Annotated in this window: 10 protein-coding genes; 5 read left to right on the plus strand and 5 right to left on the minus strand. The window is 60.6% G+C overall.

Annotated elements, in window-relative coordinates:
- Nucleotides 1-99: 99 nt before the first annotated feature.
- A complete protein-coding gene (locus ACIPY9_RS18510; RefSeq protein ID WP_400704501.1) occupies nucleotides 100-1,455 on the minus strand; it encodes a TolC family outer membrane protein in 1,356 nt (451 codons plus the stop codon).
- A 420-nt stretch (nucleotides 1,456-1,875) separates the two neighbouring features.
- On the opposite strand from ACIPY9_RS18510, the gene ACIPY9_RS18515 reads away from it, so the two are divergent.
- Nucleotides 1,876-4,422: a retention module-containing protein gene (locus tag ACIPY9_RS18515; protein WP_400704504.1), complete on the plus strand. Its 2,547-nt coding sequence runs from the start codon at nucleotides 1,876-1,878 to the stop codon at nucleotides 4,420-4,422.
- A gap of 3 nt (nucleotides 4,423-4,425) precedes the next feature.
- On the opposite strand, the gene ACIPY9_RS18520 is transcribed toward ACIPY9_RS18515, so the two are convergent.
- Both ACIPY9_RS18520 and ACIPY9_RS18525 read right to left on the minus strand, forming a co-directional pair.
- Entirely contained in the window at nucleotides 4,426-4,827 is a 402-nt protein-coding gene (locus tag ACIPY9_RS18520; RefSeq protein WP_400704507.1) for a YbaN family protein, read from the minus strand.
- A 10-nt stretch (nucleotides 4,828-4,837) separates the two neighbouring features.
- A complete protein-coding gene (locus ACIPY9_RS18525) occupies nucleotides 4,838-5,425 on the minus strand; it encodes a UPF0149 family protein (protein ID WP_400704510.1) in 588 nt (195 codons plus the stop codon).
- A gap of 177 nt (nucleotides 5,426-5,602) precedes the next feature.
- Between ACIPY9_RS18525 and recQ the strand changes: the two genes are divergently transcribed.
- The 3 genes from recQ (at nucleotide 5,603) to ACIPY9_RS18540 (ending at nucleotide 10,516) form a co-directional block, all read left to right on the plus strand.
- Entirely contained in the window at nucleotides 5,603-7,732 is a 2,130-nt protein-coding gene (gene recQ, locus ACIPY9_RS18530) for a DNA helicase RecQ (RefSeq protein ID WP_400704513.1), read from the plus strand.
- A gap of 92 nt (nucleotides 7,733-7,824) precedes the next feature.
- Complete coding sequence (locus ACIPY9_RS18535; protein WP_400704516.1) at nucleotides 7,825-8,259, plus strand: MarR family transcriptional regulator; 435 nt, start codon at nucleotides 7,825-7,827, stop codon at nucleotides 8,257-8,259.
- A gap of 85 nt (nucleotides 8,260-8,344) precedes the next feature.
- Entirely contained in the window at nucleotides 8,345-10,516 is a 2,172-nt protein-coding gene (locus ACIPY9_RS18540; RefSeq protein ID WP_400704519.1) for a FimV/HubP family polar landmark protein, read from the plus strand.
- Nucleotides 10,517-10,893: 377 nt separating this feature from the next.
- On the opposite strand, the gene ACIPY9_RS18545 is transcribed toward ACIPY9_RS18540, so the two are convergent.
- Entirely contained in the window at nucleotides 10,894-11,304 is a 411-nt protein-coding gene (locus ACIPY9_RS18545; RefSeq protein WP_400704522.1) for a PA2817 family protein, read from the minus strand.
- A 75-nt stretch (nucleotides 11,305-11,379) separates the two neighbouring features.
- On the minus strand, nucleotides 11,380-13,827 hold the full coding sequence (locus tag ACIPY9_RS18550; RefSeq protein ID WP_400704525.1) for an acyl-CoA dehydrogenase: 2,448 nt from the start codon (nucleotides 13,825-13,827) through the stop codon (nucleotides 11,380-11,382).
- 159 nt (nucleotides 13,828-13,986) lie between these two features.
- On the opposite strand from ACIPY9_RS18550, the gene ACIPY9_RS18555 reads away from it, so the two are divergent.
- Entirely contained in the window at nucleotides 13,987-14,610 is a 624-nt protein-coding gene (locus ACIPY9_RS18555; protein ID WP_400704528.1) for a glutathione S-transferase family protein, read from the plus strand.
- Nucleotides 14,611-14,765: the final 155 nt, after the last annotated feature.

The following is a 14,765-nucleotide window of genomic DNA, read 5'->3' on the forward strand; positions in this document are numbered from 1 at the left end:
GGTTTCCTGAAGAGGAACACATCGTAGGAGCGAATTCATTCGCGAAAAGACGGTGCATCGCCTTTTCGCGAATGAATTCGCTCCTACCGGGTGTGGGGGTTATTTCAGGGACGGCAAGCGAGCCTGGTTTTCCACTTCGGTCAGTGCGACGGCTTCAGCGGGAAGTACCACCCGCTGTTTGCGCAGCAATTCGCCTTCACTGGCCAGGACCCGATACATGGCCAGTTCTTCGGTGTAGCGCACTTCGGTGTAGCGGCGGCTGGCGTTGTACAGTTCGTTTTCGCTGTCCAGCAGGTCGAGCAGGGTGCGTTGGCCCAGGCCGAACTGGTCTTGATACGCGGCGCGTACCCGAGTGGTCGAGGCCACGTAGTCGCGGGCAATCGGGGTTTGCTGGCGGGCGTTGTTCATGGCATTCCAGGCCAGCGACATGTTCTCGTTAAGCATGCGCAAGGCGTTGTTCCGGATGTCCAGGGCCTGGCCGGTCTTGTAGGCGTTGGAACTCAGGCGGGCCTTGTCCCGGTTGCCGTTGAACAGGTTGTAATTCATCACCACGGCGGCGCGCCATTCCTTGTCGTGGCCTTCCTCGCCTTGCAGGTTGTCATTGGCCCCGACGGCCAGTTCGGCATCGAAGCGCGGATAGAAAGGCGCCTTGGCGCTTTCATATTGTTTCTCGGCGGCCTGCACATCGGCCTGGGCCGATTTCAGGTAGGGATTGTTGAGCAGCATGCTCTGCTGGGCATCGGACAGGCTCAGCGGAACCTCGCCCCTGATCGAGGGCGGCGTTTCCAGCTCGTCCGGCAGGCGGCCCACGGCACTAGCGAAACGGGCTTCGGCATCTTCCAGTTCCACCTGTGCGGTATGGTAGTTGTTCTGGGCCAGGGCACGGCGCGCCAGTGACTGGTCGCGATCTGCCGTACTGCCCACGCCGCGTTCGCTGCGCAGCGTGATCTGATCATTGATGCGCAGGTGAGCTTGCAGGTTGTTTCGGGCCAGGGTCAGCAATTCCCGGCACTTGAGCACTTCCAGATACACCTCGATGGCGCGCAGGGCCAGGCTCTGGGAAGTGCCTTGCACGTAATAGGCGCGGGAGTTGACCACGGCTTTGGTGCGGCCCACTTCGTTGGGCGTATTGAAACCATCGAACAGCAACTGGCGCAGGCGCAGTTCGGACTGGGTGTAATTCAGGATCTGCGCGTCATGGCCGTAGAGGGCGCGGGTGCTGGGGCTGTCGGTCTTTTGCCGACCGTAGGCGGCGACCAGATCGACCGTTGGCAGATAGCCGCCTCTGGCAACGTTCAATTCCTCTCCGGCCGACAGCCTTTCGTTCTTGCTGGCCTGGATTTCGGGATGGTGATCGAGGGTGTTCTGGATCGCTTCGGTCAATGTCATGGCTTGCGCTTGTGCACAGGCCACCGCAAGCACAACCGCGCCATAGAGCGGTGTCAAATCGCGCATGAGTACGTCTCCCTTCGTAAAGTTATTCTGCTGGTCAATAAAATGACTTTTTTGTGCGGTCAGCCGTGTCAGGCTTGTAACAACACAGCTAAGAACAACTTTCGGGAAAACTCAGACGTTTTTTTCATAGGGCTTATGCCCAAAAAAACTTATGCCATTTTCGGAATACAGGCGATGGTTGTTTTTTTGTCGCGCTTTTTATTCAGCTACTTGAGTGAAGTTTTTGGGTGGTTATTGGTTTTCGCCGGAATCATGTCGGCCTGTAAAGACACGAAAGAGATCGTGAATACAGCCGGCCAAGGGGATGACGGTATTTTGTCGTTAGAGTTTTTTTCAAGGCTTGGGTGTTACGCCGGTGAGCGGAATCAAGAACAGGCCCTCCGTGTCCGGGGGGCGATCATTTAGACAGACGGAGTGAATATGGCCAGGGTGATCGGTACGGTACGACAGGCGGTCGGCGATGTTGTAGCAGTGTCGAGCAACGGTACTCAGCGGGTGCTGATGGAAGGTGATCGTGTGTTTGCGGGCGAGCAACTGCAAACAGGGAGCACAGGCGCAGTGGCCGTTGCGCTTGAAGGCGGGGGGAATCTGACACTGGGGCGCGACAGTCGCTTATTGCTGGATACGTCGATTCTGAACGGCCAGCCCGCCCATGTGGAAACACTCGACCCGCTGACCCCGACACTCGGGCTGCTGACGGATGTCGAGCCGGTCACTGTGTTGAATACGGAGCCTGCACAGAGCGGCGATGAAGCGCTTACCGGAGAGGGCGGTGGACATACCGTCGTGATCCTGAGCGAAACGGGGGCCGAGGTGACGCCGGTCATAGGCTTCGCGACTCAAGGGCTGGTCATGGTCCCGCTGTTTCCCGAAGGACAGGCCGAATACGGGCGTGGCCTGACGAGCCAGACGCCGGATACCGTTGTGATACCGCCCGTAGTGGAGCCTCCCATCATTGATCCACCTGTCGAGCCTCCCGTCGATCACGGCGTCAGGGTGTCTTGCAGCGCGCTGACGCTCAATGAGGCCAATCTGTGCGGTGGTTCGCAACCCGATCCCGGCAAAGTCACGCAGTACGGCACGTTCACGGTCAGTGCGCCTGACGGGCTGCAATCCCTCACGGTGGGCGGCATCCCGGTGATCGTAGGCGGTGTCGTGGCGGGGTTTCCCCTGTCGGCACTCACCGCGCTGGGCAACACGTTGACCATTACCGGATATGACCCGCTGAGCGGCGAAGTCAGTTACAGCTACACCCTGCTCAATCCGCTTGAACATCCGGCGGGCGGGGGCGCAAACAATGCCGGTGAGCAGATCGAGGTGGTTGCTACCGATCTGGACGGCGATTCGGGTTCGGCCAGCCTGGATATCTCCATCATCGATGATGTGCCGCTGGCCTCCGATATCGAACTGACAGTGTGCCCGCCATCCCCCTGTGATGGCGTGGACGCCCGCGTGGTCCATGGCAGCCTGTTGACGGGCGGCACGTTTGGCGCGGATGGCGGGTTCGTCCAGTCCATCACGCTGGAAGGGGTGACCTATCTCTATGAATGCGGTGGCATTCGTGTCGTGGACGGCACTGGTTGCGGCGGTTCGACCCTGGTCGGTTTCGACCCGGTGACCCACGAACTCACACTGGTCAGCAGCACGGGCGGGACGTTGTCCGTGAACATGGACAGCGGTGCCTTCAGCTACACGCCGGGCGCTGACGGGGCGTCGATGACCGAGCAGATCGGTTTTGTGCTCAGCGACAACGATGGCGACCTGTCCGGGGCCGATCTGTCGATTCATGTCCCTGTGCTGCCTGGGCCTGAGGCGGTGGCCGATCACATCATCACGAACATACTGGCTCCCTGCATCGAGGTGCCCGGTGCGGTGTTGCTGGCCAATGACCGTTCGCCCAATGGCGATGCCTTGAGCGCAACGCCGACGGTCTTTCAGACGGGCTGGCGTGCGCCCGGCGCGGACTTCACGGCCTGCATGCCCCGGACGATCGACTTCTGCGGTACGCGGGACAAGGTCGAGAATCAGGTCAAGGACCTGCAACGCAGCGACTTCTACGTCAACAGTGCCGCCACCGCGATGCTGGTGCTCAATGGCTATCTGGGGGCCTGGCAGATCGATACCTACAATCATCAGGACCTGTACAGCATCGACCTGAAGGCCGGTGAAACCCTGACGGTCGATACACGCTACCTGTCCGATCAGGTGGGGCTGGCCTGGCAGATGGACAACGGCGAATTCCAGATGCTGGCCGAGAACGGCACGATCACCGCCACCGAGGACAATATCTATCGCCTGATTCTGATTCATCAGCCTGATCCTGGCGTGTGCAACGAAGGGCTCACTTATCAGATTGGCCTGTCCATCGATTACAGCGCCGTGGACACCACGCCGACCTATCAGGGCACCTACACTGCCCAGGACGCCCATGGCGGCAGCGATACGGCAGAGGTCAGCATCAGTTATCAGCAGGGGCATACGCTGATCGGCACCGAAGGCGACGACGTGTTGCTGGCCGCAGGTGGCAATGATTGCCTGTATGGCGGCGACGGCAACGACCTGCTGATCGGAGGGGCGGGCAATGACACGCTGGTCGGTGGCGCAGGTCATGACACCTTCATGTGGCTGGCGGGAGACAGCGGGCATGACCGGGTCGTCGATTTCACCTTTGGGGCCGACACACTGGACCTGTCGCAGTTATTGCAGGGGCTCGGTGCGCAAGCCGAATCGCTGGACGATTACCTGCACTTCAAAGTCTCGGGCAGTGGCGTGAATCGGGTGTCCAGCATTGAAGTCGGGGGCACTGACACCTCGGCCAGCCAGACCATCGACCTCGCGGGGATCGATCTGGCCGGGCATTACGGGGTGGCAACCGGAGCGGGCGGCTGGGTCGCGAACGGGGCGGACACCGCGTCGATCATCAACGGGATGCTGGGGGATCATTCCCTGAAGGTCGATACGGTCTGACGCTCAAGGCTTGTGCAGGGTTTTCTGCCGAAGAATGTAAATCGTCACCAGCACGGCACTGGCCAGCATGAAGCCTCGTGCCCAGGGCAGCGGCACCAGATAGCAGGACAGGCCGATGCTGGCCCACATCAGGGCAATGGCGTAGATCTTGCCCTTGAGGGGAATGCCGTGACCGTCCAGGTAATCACGAATCCACGGCCCGAGCCGTTTGTGATTGACCAGCCAGCGATAGAAGCGGGGAGAGCTGCGGGCGAAGCAGGCCGCTGCCAACAACAGAAAAGGCGTGGTGGGCAGCACCGGGAGGAAAATCCCGATGACGCCCAGCACTACGCTTGTCCAGCCGACAGCCACCAGCAGATAGCGCACCGACCGGTGACGGCTGGTGCGCGGAAGGTCCTGCGCCATAGGCGCTGACTCAGTGGTGACGAGGTTTGAGGATCGCCGGTTTTTCGTCCGGAGCCTGACACAGCAGGTACAGGGCGGTGAGGGCCTCAGGGATCTGAACGATCATGTCGTCCATGAGGTTGGCGTCGGAAGCGATGTCGGAGAATTCCGGCTGTTCGTCGAACAGGCCCGAACCGACCATGATCGGCAGCAGCATTTCGCTGACTTCTTCCTCGGCGCTCTCGAACCAGGCGTTTTCACGCAGGAAGACACCTTCCATGAAACCGATGCACCAGCCGCGCAGGTCAGAGTCGTCCGGGTCGTCGCCCAGGTCCAGGTCGCAAGGCAGCTCGAACTCTTCGTCGGAGGCCAGCTGGCGGGCGATGTGGGCCTGCAACAGGCTCAGGGTGGTTTCGATTTCGGTGCGCTGGGCGTCGTCGGTGTAGTGCGGTGGCTCGGAGAACAGGGCATCGATCCATTCGCGTTCCGGGACTTGTTCGGCGCAGATGGAAATGGCGGTCAGGTAGCCATGAGCGGCCACGTAGTCCAGCGCTTCTTCGTGCAGTTCATCTGCATCGAGGAAGACTTGCAGGCGGGTTAGTTGCTCAGCGAAGGACATGGACGGACTACCTTGGGAAGAAAACAATGCTGAATTCTAGGCCTTGCGCGCCCGTGGCGCCAGCGCGGAGGTGGATCGCCGTTAATTTTGACCACTCATGTCCCGGGCACCCTCTGCGATTGAACGCTCGGGTATACTGCCGCGCTTTGCAGTGCAGCAGGACAATCCGGGGTTTTTATGCTTGAACAGGCACAACGCGTACTTAAAGACATCTTCGGCTACGACAGTTTTCGTGGTCGTCAGGGTGCCATTATTGAGCGCGTAGCCAGCGGGGGCGATGCATTGGTGCTGATGCCGACCGGTGGCGGCAAGTCCCTGTGCTTTCAGGTGCCCGGCCTGTTGCGCGATGGCCTGTGCGTGGTGGTTTCACCGCTGATCGCCCTGATGGAAGATCAGGTGGCGACACTGGACGAACTGGGGGTTCCGGCGGCTTCGTTGAACTCGACCCTCAGCCCGGATCAACAGCGCGAGCTGGCTCACCGGCTTCGCCAGGGCGAGATCAAGATGCTCTATCTCGCGCCTGAGCGTCTGGTTCAGCCGCGCATGCTGGCTTTCTTGCAGAGCCTGAAGATTGCCCTGTTCGCCATCGACGAGGCGCACTGCGTTTCGCAATGGGGGCATGATTTCCGGCCCGAATACCTGCAACTGGGGCAACTGGCCGAGCTGTTCCCGGATGTACCGCGCATCGCACTGACCGCCACCGCCGACAAGCGGACCCGGGAAGAAATCGTGACCCGGCTGCACCTGCAGAACGCCGAGCGGTTTCTGTCCAGCTTCGACCGGCCGAACATTTTCTACCGCATCGTGCCCAAGGAGCAGCCACGCAAGCAGTTGCTGGCGTTTCTCTCCGAGCGGCGCAGCGATGCGGGCATCGTGTATTGCCTGTCACGCAAGAAGGTCGACGAAGTGGCGGTCTTTCTCAGTGACAACGGTTATCCGGCGCTGCCGTACCATGCCGGTCTGCCCGCCGAAACCCGTGCCCACAACCAGAAGCGCTTCCTTAATGAGGAAGGCCTGATCATGGTGGCCACCATTGCCTTCGGCATGGGCATCGACAAACCCAACGTGCGATTTGTCGCGCACATGGACCTGCCCAAATCCCTTGAGGCGTATTACCAGGAAACCGGTCGGGCAGGGCGCGACGGTCTGCCTGCCGATGCCTGGATGGCCTACGGCCTGCAAGACGTCTTGATGCTCAAGCAGATGTTGCAGAACTCCGAAGGCGACGAGCGTCACAAGCGTCTGGAACATCACAAGCTCGATGCCATGCTGGCACTGTGCGAAGAAACCCGCTGCCGCCGTCAGACCCTGCTGGCCTATTTCGACGAAGACATGCCCGAGCCGTGCGGCCATTGCGACAACTGTGTCGACGGCGTGCAGACCTGGGACGCCACCGAGCCTGCGCGTCAGGCCTTGTCCGCCATCTACCGGACCGGCCAGCGTTATGGCGTGGGCCATCTGGTGGATGTCCTGCTGGGCAAGTCCAACGACAAGGTCGAGAGTTTCGGTCATCAGAACCTGTCGGTATTCGGGGTCGGCAAGGCGCGTACCGAAGGTGAGTGGCGTTCGCTGTTCCGGCAACTGGTGGCGCGGGGGCTGGCGGATATCGACCTTGAAGGTTACGGCGGCCTGCGCCTGAGCGACACCTGTCGCCCGTTGTTGCGCGGTGAAGTCACGCTGGAGCTGCGTCGCGACCTGAAACCGCAGACCACGTCCAAAAGCAGCTCCGGCAGCCCGGCCAGCCAACTGGTGCGTGGCGAGGAGCGCGAACAGTGGGAAGCCCTGCGCGCCTTGCGTCGCAAACTGGCCGAAGAACATGGCGTTCCGCCTTATGTCATTTTCCCCGACTCGACCCTGCTGGAAATGCTGCGCAGCAAGCCTGAGTCCATGGCTCAGATGGCCAGGGTCAGCGGTGTCGGTGCCCGCAAGCTGGAGCGTTACGGCGAAGCCTTCCTGGAAGTGCTGGGAGGCGCGGCAGAAGCGCCTCGCGTGGTGGCCGATGTACGCCATGAACTGATCAGCCTGGCCCGTGCCGGCATGACACCCTTGCAGATCGCCGGGCAATTGCAGTGCTCTGAAAAGAATGTCTACACCATGCTTGCCGAGGCGATCGGCAAACAGCAGTTGTCCATCGAGCAGGCGCTGGATCTTCCCGAAGACCTGCTGGGTGAAGTGCAGGATGCCTTCCTGGACGGCGAAGGCGAGTTGCCTTCAGTCGCGGCCGTGGCCGAACAGTTCACCGGGCGAGTGCCGGAAGGCGTGCTGTATTGCGTGCGGGCAGCGCTGCAATCGGAATTCGAGATGTAACATCGTGCGACGAAACGTCACGGTGTCGTGCTTGCCTGAATACAGGGAGCATGCTTAGCTCGCTAACAATTAGTTTTGAACATGAGTTTTCTATGCCATTGACTGATGAACACCGTTTCGGGATGCAACTGGCCCATATTTCCCGAGGGTGGCGCGCCGAGCTTGATCGCAGGCTGGCCGATCTGGGGCTTTCCCAGGCGCGTTGGCTGGTACTGTTGCATCTGGCTCGTCACAAGGTTCCGCCTACCCAGCGCGAACTGGCACAAAGCATTGGCGTCGAAGGCCCGACCCTGGCACGTCTGCTCGATAGCCTCGAGGGGCAGCAACTGGTTCAGCGCCAGGCGGTGGCCGAAGATCGACGAGCCAAGAAGATCGTCCTCAGTGAAACGGCGCGTCCTTTGATCCAGAAGATCGAAACCATCGCCAATGCATTGCGCGTCGAGCTGTTCGAGGGGGTGGACGAGGAGGAGCTTCGGGTGTGCATGAGTGTTCACTCGCGCATACTGGCCAATCTGGAAAGATCCTGAGGCAGGTTGCCGGATTCTCGCTCATACTGGCCGATGGACAGTGAAGTCCGTCACTGATTACACCAAGATTTCCATAAGGGTTCGCATGCTGAAGAGTTCTCAGGCCGCTTTCGAGAGTGCCGGTCGCACAGGGCGCAACGTTGGAACCCGTGTTCACAAGCGCCTGATGGCTGCGTCTTTTGTCTTCTCGTCATTGTTTTACTCAACACTGGCATCGGCCCTGGGGCTGGGTGACATCACCTTGCATTCGGCCTTGAACCAGCCGCTGGATGCCGAGATCGAGTTGCTGGAGACGGGCGGCCTGGATGCCGATGACATCATCGCGAAGCTGGCTTCTCCCGAGGCTTTTGCCAAGGCCGGGATGGAACGGGCGTTCTTCCTCAATGACTTGCGTTTTACCCCGATCATCCGTGGCAACCGCGGCGTGATTCACGTGGTATCGAGCAAGGCGGTCACGGAGCCTTATCTGGGGTTCATGGTGCAACTGGTCAGGCCTAATGGCGATCTGCTGCATGCCTATACCTTGCTGCTCGATCCCGCCACCTCTCCCGAGGGACGGGCCGCGACGAGCGGCAGAAAACAGCAGCGTGTGGCTCAGACGGCACCTGAATCGCGCATGCCGGTCGCTCCGCCGCCAGCCCAGGAAGGCAAGCGTTATACGGTGGCCGAAGGCGATACGCTCAACAGCATTGCCAGGCGACTGCAAGGTCCGGGAAGCAAGGTTTCGTCCAGCCAGTTGGCCGAGGGTATCCAGGCGCTCAATCCGCAGGTCTTTACCGGGGGGGCGAACTCCAGCCTGAAAGTCGGCCAGGGGTTGCTGCTGCCCGATGCCGCGGTATTGCCCAGCGCTGCACCGGCTGCGAGCACTCCGGCCGATACCCAGGCCACCGAAGCCCGGCAGGCAGCGGACCGGCTGGCCGCCGCAGAGATCGAAAGCCAGCAATTAGAGAAAGTGGTGGAAGACGGCAAGGCCAGGGAACTGGCGCTGCAAGAGCTGGTGGCCGGCAAGGAAAAACAGATTATTGCCTTGCAAACCGCGCTTGCACAGGTCGCCGCCAAACCCGCCGCAGTCGTACCTCCACCGGCCCCGGTTGTTGAACAGCCCAAGGCTCCGGTTGTGGAGGACTCCTTCTCCAACTGGATCGTCTGGTTGGGCGGCGTGATGGCCGCTCTGCTTCTGATGGCGCTTGTCTATGTACGGCACCGTCAGGGGAAAAGGCAGGAAGTGACGCCGGTCGTGGTGCCGGACGAGCCGTTGATCAAGCCTGCCCAGTCGACCATTCTTCCAGTATTTGAAGTGCCGGCCGTTGCCGAGCCACAACCCGCCGCGCCGACACCGATACCGGCCAAGGCTCCTGTCGCGCCGCGCATGGCCGGTACGGCTCCGGACGCACTCGATGGTGTGAGCATCTATATCGCTTATGGCCGTTTCAGCGAGGCCTTGGGCATCTTGCGCGATGCACTGGAAAAACAGCCGGAGCGTGAGGACATCCGTATCCGGATGCTTGAATTGCTGGCCGAGCAGGGCGATGTTGCCGGGTTCGCCCAGGAAGAAGCGTCAGCGTTGGAGCAGGGTGTCGACCCGCAACTGATCGAGGACGTCCGCGCACGTTACCCACAGATGAAAGCCCCCGAGCAGGCCCCTCCGGCTGTTGTTGCGGCTCCTGTCGTGGCTCCGGTGGTTCTCGAGAAAGGCCAGCCGCAACCTCCGGCACAGAAACCTGAGCCTGAGCCTGCAGCACAGCTCGATGAAACCGCTGCGGCGGCGCTCAATCCCGAAGATGAGTTTCAGTTGAACCTGGATGACCTGTCGATGGATGCCAACTGGGATCTGGTCGACCCGTTCGACAATCCGCCGACGCGCAACAAAACCGCTGCCCCAGCGGCACCCGCTGCGCCGGAAGTGGATCCGGCCTTTTCCTCGAACCTCACCCAGCTACCGGAAGTGTTCGAGCTGCCTGACGATCAGTTCCTCAGCGACTTTTCCGAGCCGGAAACCATTGAAACGGTTGAAGTCGTTGAGCCCGCGGACAGCGACTCACTGAGCGACGAGTTTCTCGACAGTTTCATGGATGACGATTCGGAGTTCGACCTGCTGGACCTGGACGAAGCCCCACTGACCCGCATCAATCAGGCGCAGATGCTGATCGATGACGGCGAGATCGAAGAAGCGCGGGAAATATTGCGGCAGGTGATCGAAGAGTCCGATGAGCAACACCGCCAGATGGCGCGTGAGATGCTGAACAGCCTACTGTAGGAGCGAATTCATTCGCGACAATCGGCAGAAATGTATCGGATGTCCCGGCCCTTCGCGGATAAATCCGCTCCTACAGATTGCCCCCGGTAGGAGCGAATTCATTCGCGAAGATCGACAGGCATGTGCCGGAGTCCCGGCCCTTCGCGGATAAATCCGCTCCTACAGGTTGTCCCCGGTAGGAGCGAATTCATTCGCGAAGATCGCAGATATGTGTCGGGTGTCCCGGCCTTTCGCGGATAAATCCGCTCCTACAGATTGCCCCCGGTAGGAGCGAATTCATTCGCGAAGATCGCAGATATGCGCCGGATGTCCCGGCCTTTCGCGGATAAATCCGCTCCTACAGATGGAGCGAATTCATTCGCGATGGTGCCAACGAATCAATGTTTGCTGCTTTGCTCTGACATGGCCAGCAGTTGTTTCTCCTGGTTCCAGTCGAACGGTTCATCATTCTGCTCGGCTTCGTAACGACGTTCTTCAAGCGCCTGATACAGGTCGATTTCTTCATCCGGCATGAAGTGCAGGCAGTCACCGGCAAAGAACCAGAGCAGGTCGCGAGGCACCAGATGCGCGATTTGCGGGTAGCGTTGAATGACCTGGCAGATGATGTCCTGGCCCAGGTACTGACTTTCGATAGGATCCTGCGGCAGAAGCGTGATCAGTTCGTCGAAGCGCTCCATGAACAGTGCATGGCTTTCCTCCGGAACCTGATCGGCCTCGCCCAGCGCGACCAGAATACTGCGCAGATGCGTCAGCAGGCTGAGATGGTGGTCGAGAATGGCATCGGCCATGGTGTGATCCTCAAAGACAAAAACGAGCGCGAGAGTATAAGGCTCTGCGCGCTCGCTGTGGGGACAAGCTTGGGGTTATCTGATCTTGCCGGGTGTCGGCGCCAGTTGCTCCTTGTCGAAATCATCCACGTCAATCACCTTGCGGCGTGCGGCTTCAGCCGTTTTCAGGGTTTGCACCTCTGTCGGCATCAAGACACCGGCATGCAGTGCGGCATCGATGGCGTGCTCGCCGGGAGCGGGCTGGAGTTGTCCGCTCTTGATCGCCTGCTGCAGTTTTCTTTGCAGGGGATGGGCGGTCTTGAGCAGGTCGCTGGCCTGTTGCAAGGCCGCAACCGGGTCACCTTCCGCTTGCGGACGATAGCAGCCGGCCAGAACGGCCTCCAACGCCGGATCGCCCTTGGCGCGCCCCAGTATCTGCGCCACATCGGCACCCAGTTTGTCCGACGGACCCTTGTGGCGACGGCCGAGCGGGAAGACCAGCACACGCAGTGCGCAGCCCAGCACACGGCTCGGGAAGTTGCTCAGCAATTCGTCCAGCGCCCGCTCGGATTGCCCCAGGCTTTCCTCCATGGCCCAGCGCAGCAGCGGTCGCAGAGCGTCGGGTGAGTCGAGGTCGTGATAGCGCTTGAGCGCGGCCGAGGCCAGGTACATATGGCTCAGAATATCCCCCAGCCGGGCCGACAGGCGCTCTCTGCGTTTCAGCTCGCCGCCCAGCAGCATCATGCTCAGGTCGGCCAGCAGGGCGAATGCCGCTGCCTGACGGTTCAGCGCCCGGAAGTAACCCTGGCTCAGGCTGTCGCCCGGCGTCTTCTCGAAATGGCCGAAACCCAGGTTGAGCATCAGCGTGCTGGCCGCATTGCTCACGGCAAAACCGATGTGCCTGAGCAGCAGGGCATCGAACTCGACCAGTGCCTGGTCCTTGTCTTCGCGTCCTGCCAGGGCCATTTCCTTGAGAACGAACGGATGGCAGCGAATGGCGCCCTGGCCGAAGATCATCAGGTTACGGGAAAGGATGTTGGCGCCTTCCACCGTGATGAAGATCGGTGCGCCTTGCCAGTTGCGCCCCAGGTAGTTGTTCGGGCCCATGATGATACCTTTGCCGCCATGGACATCCATTGCGTGGCTGATGCATTCGCGGCCGCGTTCGGTCAGGTGGTATTTGAGGATCGCGGACAATACCGAGGGTTTCTCTCCCAGGTCCACGGCGTTGGCTGTCAGGATCCTTGCGCTGTCCATCAGCCAGGCATTGCCGCCGATCCGCGCCAGCGCCTCCTGAATGCCCTCGAAAGCCGACAGCGGAACGTTGAACTGCTCGCGAACCTGAGCGTACTGGCCGGTTACCAGGCTGGTGTACTTGGCGGCACCGGTGCCAACGGCAGGCAACGAGATCGAACGCCCCACCGAGAGGCAGTTCATCAGCATCATCCAGCCTTTGCCGAGCATTTCCTGACCACCGATCAGGTAGTTCAGGGGTATGAACACATCCTTGCCGGAATTGGGGCCGTTCATGAAAGCCGCGCCCAGCGGCAAGTGGCGACGACCGATGTCCACGCCGGGCGTATCGGTGGGGATCAGGGCCAGGCTGATGCCCAGATCCTCTTCGTCGCCCAACAGGTGATCGGGGTCATAAGCCTTGAAGGCCAGACCCAGCAGTGTCGCCACCGGGCCGAGGGTGATGTAGCGCTTTTCCCAGTTCAGGCGCAGGCCGATGACGTCTTCACCCTGCCACTGGCCCTTGCAGATGATGCCGGTGTCGGGCATGGCGCCAGCATCGGAGCCCGCCAGCGGGCCGGTGAGGGCGAAACAGGGGATATCGTCGCCACGGGCCAGACGAGGCAGGTAATGATTGCGTTGCTCGTCGGTGCCGTAATGCAGCAGCAGTTCGGCCGGGCCAAGTGAGTTGGGCACCATGACCGTGGAGGCCAGGTCGCCGCTGCGGGTGGCCAGTTTCATCGCGACCTGGGAGTGGGCGTAGGCCGAAAACCCTTTGCCACCGAACTCCTTGGGAATGATCAGCGCGAAGAAACCGTGCTCCTTGATATGGGCCCAGGCTTCGGGCGGCAGGTCCATGGCCTGGCCGATTTCCCAGTCACTGACCATGGCGCACAGTTCTTCGGTCGGGCCATCGAGAAAGGCCTGCTCTTCTTCGGTCAGGCTGGCCTTGGGGTAGGCCAGCAGCTTGTTCCAGTCCGGGCGACCGCTGAACAGTTCGCCGTCCCACCAGACCGTCCCGGCGTCGATGGCGTCGCGCTCGGTATCGGACATGGGCGGCAACACTTTCTGGAACCAGGCGAACATCGGGGCGGTGAAAAACTTGCGTCGCAGGTCCGGCAAGGCCAGGGGCAGGAGAACGGCCAGCCAGAGCACCCAGAAAACGGTCAGCAGCCAGCCCGGAGCGTGGCTGAAGATGCCCATCGCCAAGAGATAAACCGCAACAATGCCCAATGCAGGCAGCGGTTCGGTACGTCGATGGGCCAGCCAGGCAATCCCGACCACCAGAACAACAATCCACAGCAACAGCATAAGTATTCCCCCGTGATGACACAGGCCTCTGACAAGGGCTGTTCGCCTGGCAGGTCAGTGCCGACATCGTTAGTGACCCTTCATGGTCAAGGAAGTTGCGGTGTTCTCAGGGTAGACTGGTGAGCGAATTTTTTTCAGAACGCTGTCAGGGAGAATGCAATGCTCAAGATCTGGGGCCGCAAGAATTCCAGTAACGTGCGTAAGGCGCTGTGGATTGCCGAAGAAGTCGGCGTTCCGTACGAAACCCGGGATGCCGGTGGTGCATTCGGGCTGGTCGACGGGGCCGAGTACCGGGCCAAGAACCCCAATGGCCGTATTCCCATGATCGAGGACGGCGATTTCGTGCTTTGGGAATCCAACGCCATCGTGCGTTATCTGGCAGCACGCCATGCTCCTGACACCGATTTGTACCCGAGCGACCTGAAAGCCCGTGCTCAGGCGGACAAGTGGATGGACTGGACCACGTCGACCATCGCCGCCCCGTTCAGCACGGTGTTCTGGGGTGTGGTTCGCACGCCAGCCGAAAAACAGGACTGGGGCAAGATCAACGAAGGTATCCAGACCCTGCACGGCCTGTTACGCGTAGCCGACGAAGCGCTGTCCCGGCAGCCTTATCTGTCTGGTGAGCGGTTCGGTATGGGGGATATCCCGCTGGGCTGCTTTGCCTATGGCTGGTTCGAGATGCCGATTGAACGTCCTCCGTTGCCTCACCTCCAAGCCTGGTATGAGCGTCTGAAGACGCGCCCGGCCTATCAGAAGGCGGTCATGACACCTCTGACGTGAATCGCGGAAAGTGCTCAGCCGAGACTTTGCGCTGCTGTTAATACTTACTATCAATGGATGTATCTGTACTTGTGCGGCGTGGCCAAGCACCATTGCCACGCTGCAACGACTTGTAAGCAGTTATTTCATCCAAGAGTCATTTCTTTTTTTCTTTT

It is taken from the genome of Pseudomonas sp. NPDC089734, from assembly GCF_044748865.1.
In the GTDB taxonomy this organism is placed as follows: domain Bacteria; phylum Pseudomonadota; class Gammaproteobacteria; order Pseudomonadales; family Pseudomonadaceae; genus Aquipseudomonas.

Bases quoted from the DNA above. Each gene is read 5' to 3' on its own strand.
- ACIPY9_RS18555 (WP_400704528.1), top strand. From the start codon at position 13,987: ATGCTCAAGATCTGGGGCCGCAAGAATTCCAGTAACGTGCGTAAGGCG.
- recQ (WP_400704513.1), top strand. From the start codon at position 5,603: ATGCTTGAACAGGCACAACGCGTACTTAAAGACATCTTCGGCTACGAC.
- ACIPY9_RS18545 (WP_400704522.1), bottom strand. From the start codon at position 11,304: ATGGCCGATGCCATTCTCGACCACCATCTCAGCCTGCTGACGCATCTG.
- ACIPY9_RS18515 (WP_400704504.1), top strand. From the start codon at position 1,876: ATGGCCAGGGTGATCGGTACGGTACGACAGGCGGTCGGCGATGTTGTA.
- ACIPY9_RS18540 (WP_400704519.1), top strand. From the start codon at position 8,345: ATGCTGAAGAGTTCTCAGGCCGCTTTCGAGAGTGCCGGTCGCACAGGG.
- ACIPY9_RS18535 (WP_400704516.1), top strand. From the start codon at position 7,825: ATGCCATTGACTGATGAACACCGTTTCGGGATGCAACTGGCCCATATT.
- ACIPY9_RS18550 (WP_400704525.1), bottom strand. From the start codon at position 13,827: ATGCTGTTGCTGTGGATTGTTGTTCTGGTGGTCGGGATTGCCTGGCTG.
- ACIPY9_RS18510 (WP_400704501.1), bottom strand. From the start codon at position 1,455: ATGCGCGATTTGACACCGCTCTATGGCGCGGTTGTGCTTGCGGTGGCC.
- ACIPY9_RS18520 (WP_400704507.1), bottom strand. From the start codon at position 4,827: ATGGCGCAGGACCTTCCGCGCACCAGCCGTCACCGGTCGGTGCGCTAT.
- ACIPY9_RS18525 (WP_400704510.1), bottom strand. From the start codon at position 5,425: ATGTCCTTCGCTGAGCAACTAACCCGCCTGCAAGTCTTCCTCGATGCA.